The sequence below is a fragment of the Brevibacterium sp. genome, assembly GCF_052105255.1.
Classification (GTDB): domain Bacteria; phylum Actinomycetota; class Actinomycetes; order Actinomycetales; family Brevibacteriaceae; genus Brevibacterium; species Brevibacterium linens_B.
On sequence record NZ_JBQDYQ010000123.1, the window covers coordinates 1 to 2863 of the forward strand.

General features: G+C 64.5%; 3 protein-coding genes. 2 read left to right on the top strand and 1 reads right to left on the bottom strand.

All coding sequences use genetic code 11. The annotated features are described in order from the left end of the window. Positions 1-2: 2 nt before the first annotated feature. Both ACTIIH_RS16175 and ACTIIH_RS16180 read left to right on the top strand, forming a co-directional pair. Entirely contained in the window at positions 3-1481 is a 1479-nt protein-coding gene (locus ACTIIH_RS16175) for a M50 family metallopeptidase (RefSeq protein ID WP_441452843.1), read from the top strand. A gap of 89 nt (positions 1482-1570) precedes the next feature. After that, a complete protein-coding gene (locus ACTIIH_RS16180) occupies positions 1571-1837 on the top strand; it encodes a hypothetical protein (protein WP_441090754.1) in 267 nt (88 codons plus the stop codon). Between the two features lie 52 nt (positions 1838-1889). On the opposite strand, the gene ACTIIH_RS16185 is transcribed toward ACTIIH_RS16180, so the two are convergent. Next, positions 1890-2863: serine hydrolase domain-containing protein (locus tag ACTIIH_RS16185; RefSeq protein WP_441452844.1), on the bottom strand; the 974-nt coding region annotated here is incomplete at its 5' end.

Sequence of the window (2863 nt, forward strand, 5' to 3'; positions counted from 1 at the left end):
TCATCCTGTTCCTCATCGGCATCTCGATCTCGATTGCGCTGCACGAACTCGGCCATCTCACTCCGGCGAAGAAGTTCGGAGTCAAAGTCACGCACTATATGGTCGGCTTCGGACCGACCCTGTTCTCCTTCCGCCGCGGCGAGACCGAATACGGAATCAAGGCGTTCCCCCTCGGCGGGTTCATCGCGATGCCGGGAATGTATCCGCCCGAGGAGGCGACGAAGGCTCGCCATGAGACAGCCGCGGCTGCGCAGAAGGGCGGCACGGCAGCCGGACCTAACGCCGCACTCGACTCGACCGACAACGAAACCTCGGGCCGCCTCGGCGACGGGACGGATGACGGCGCCGCCGCACCGCTGCGTCGGGACCGGAAGAAACGGAAAGGGCGGCTGTTCGAGGACACGATGGCCGATGCCCGGGGGTTCTCGAATCAGGAGATCGAGCCGGGGGAGGAGCACCGGACGTTCTATGCGCTCAGCGTGCCCAAACGCCTCGTCGTCATGTTCTCCGGTCCCTTGGTCAATCTCGTTCTGGGCATCCTCATCATGGCGATCTCGCTGCTGGGCATCGGTGTGATCACTCCGACGACGACCGTCCAGACCGTCGTCGAATGTGCGGTGCCCGCCTCAGAAGCGCAGCAGCGTCCCGCCTCGGAGCAGAACACCTGCCGTGACGACGATCAGCTCACCCCCGCGTGGGAGGCTGGGATCAAGCCGGGTGACGAGATCACCGCGATCGCCGGCGTCGAGACGAAGGACTGGGACCAGCTGTCCTCGGTCATCAAGGACCATGCCGGCGAACGTGTCGACGTCGACTTCATCCGCGACGGTCAGGCCCAGACGGTGACGGTGCCGATCATCGCCACCGAACGGCCGAAAGTCGACGACACCGGCAAGGCCGTGCTCAACCCGGATGGAACTCCACAGACCGAGACCCAGGGATTCTTCGGCGTCGGACCGGTGCAGGAACGCCAGTCCCTACCGCTCGCCGAGTTCCCCGGTGCCGTGTGGGACCAAGTCTCGGGAGTCTTCCATGCGATCCTGACGCTGCCGGTCAAACTCGTCGACATCGGCGAGGTGGCCGTCGGCACGAAGGACCGCGACGCCGAGGGACTCGTCGGCATGGTCGGCGTCGGCCGCATCGCCGGTGAGATCGTCTCGACCGACCAGATCGACGTCGTCGACAAGGCGCAGATGGGGCTGGGCATGCTCGGCTCGCTCAACATCTTCCTCTTCGCGTTCAACATGATCCCGCTGCTGCCCCTCGACGGCGGACACATCGCCGTGGGCCTCTACGAAGGTGCGCGCCGCCGCATCAACCGGTGGCGCGGACGCGGGCTGGTCGGTCCCTTCGACACGGCCAAACTGCTGCCGCTGACGTACGTGTGCATCGGACTGATGCTGTGCATGACGGCGCTGCTCGTCTACGTCGACCTCGTCAAACCGATCACCCTCGACGCGATCTTCAACTCCGGCGGGTAGGTTGGGTCCGTTCCGGTGGATAGGCCGGGCCGGGCTCTGGCAGGTAGACCGGACATGCAGTTTGGGCGATCTCGGCGAGGATGGTGCGAGTGGAGAATACTGAGACCAAGCCACGTGAGCCTTTCTTCTCGCGAACGGAATGGACGTTCATCGGATTCCTTGCGCTCGCCTTCGCGCTGACTCCGCTCTTCTACGGGCTGCCGCTGCTCAGCCCACTGTTCGCAATGGGGACGAGAGTCCGCGGACACAGGGCGAAGATGACCTGGCTGTGGACGGTCGCCTCACTGCTCGTCCTGATGTCGATCGCACCGTTCATTCTCAAGTTCGCAGGGCTGAGTAACTTCGTCGTGGAATGAAGGCGTGAGCCATCTGCGGTTGAGTGACCAGTCCGTTCAGTGGCGGACCCGTTCAGGCACTGAGGGTGACCGCCTGCACCTCACCGAGGTGATTGAGTCCGACCGTGATCGTGGCGTTCTCATCTGCCGTGCCCGGCACCGTGACCACTCCACGCAGCGGGGAGACCATCTCGAGGTCCGCCTCGGTGAGAGGTCGGTCGATCTGTTTCTCCGCCCGCCACCGGGCGAAGCGCTCCCGCCTCTCGTCGCGCGGTTCGTCGAGGTCCATGTTCATGGAGAAGATCTCCTCGGCGACGGTGTCATCGAAGTCGTTGACGAGATTCGCCGCGGCCATCACGGCATCGATCTGGGGTTGGGCGGCGGGATAACGGGGCACTGGCGCCGAGGTGGCACTCCGTTCCAGCCGGGTGTCCTGTCGTCCCGTGGCCGTCGACCATCCGAGGTCGAGCGCGTCCTGGACGACGCGCTGCGCCGGGTAATAGGTCGTATTGCCGAGGACGACGAGGCTGAGCCCCAGATTGGGGAACCAACGCATATGTGAGCCGTATCCTGGGTAGCCGCCGGAATGGCAGACGATGCGGCCGAATCGCGTGTCCAGACGAGTCTCGAGACCGTACCCGTAGCTGAGCGTCTCCGCGTGGTGGTCGCTTGTCTGGATCTCCATGGTCCGTCGTGGCTGCTGGTTGTCGGTCAGTATCCGCGACCAGGATCCGGGAGCATAGGAGTCCATGCGTTCGAGGGCGTCGAGATGCGCATCCATCCATGTGCCGATGTCGTTCACCGTGGAGATGACCCCGCCGATGGGAGAGAAGACTCCTGGGCCGGTGAGTTCGGCCGGGTGGAGGCCGCCGTCCAGGTCGACGCGGTACCCGGTCGCCAGGTCTGGGAAGTCCGTGTGGTCGAAACCGGTGCGCGTGAGCTTCAGGGGATCGAAGGTCTCAGTGGACACGAGATCGGTGAAAGCCCTGCCTGTGACCGCCTCGGCGACCATGCCGAGAAGCGCATAGCCGAGGTTCGAATACTCAT